The following is a 528-nucleotide window of genomic DNA, read 5'->3' as shown; positions in this document are numbered from 1 at the left end:
TTCTGATCTGAGATTGTAGAGAAACAAGTGAAAAATGGCCCGGATACGGTATTCAGGGTGCCTTTCAGCTTTTCGGTCTCAACTGAAATCTGATGAGACGCAGACAGCATTTTGGCATGCTGGTCAAGCAGCAGCACGGGAAGCTGAAGGAGGTCTGACACCTTTTTGAGGAGGGATTGCAGCCCCTTGCCGCTCATAATGTGGTTTGTGAATTTTTTGTGCGCGTAAATGGCTTGCTGCAGCTCGTTAGAACGCATATCGAGAATATGGCTGAGTGTGGCATTCACAATATCGCCGAGGCGGATGTGTTCCGGAAGCTCAATGATCGGAAACGCATATGAATCGGCCAGTTCGATGATTTCCTTCGCGATATCTTCCAGATAGCGCTTTGTTTTAATGCCGAGGCCCGCGCAGCCGCGTTTTGCCATTTGCCGAATCAGTTCAGATAATTGATGCGGGTGATCCTTCAGGTGATAGGCGGTGGTGACGAGCAATTCATTCTTATGCAAAAAGTCTGCGATATCCGGA

The 528-nt window shown here is 48.7% G+C and carries 1 pseudogene; it reads right to left on the bottom strand.

The window, feature by feature from the left end:
- Positions 1-528 (bottom strand): annotated as a pseudogene (gene pucR, locus ACWHAR_RS31640) (purine catabolism transcriptional regulator PucR); the annotation flags it as partial.

It is taken from the genome of Bacillus sp. LR--39 (assembly GCF_053613335.1).
Note: the sequence above shows the minus strand (reverse complement) of the source record. Positions and strands in the feature narration are given on the sequence as shown.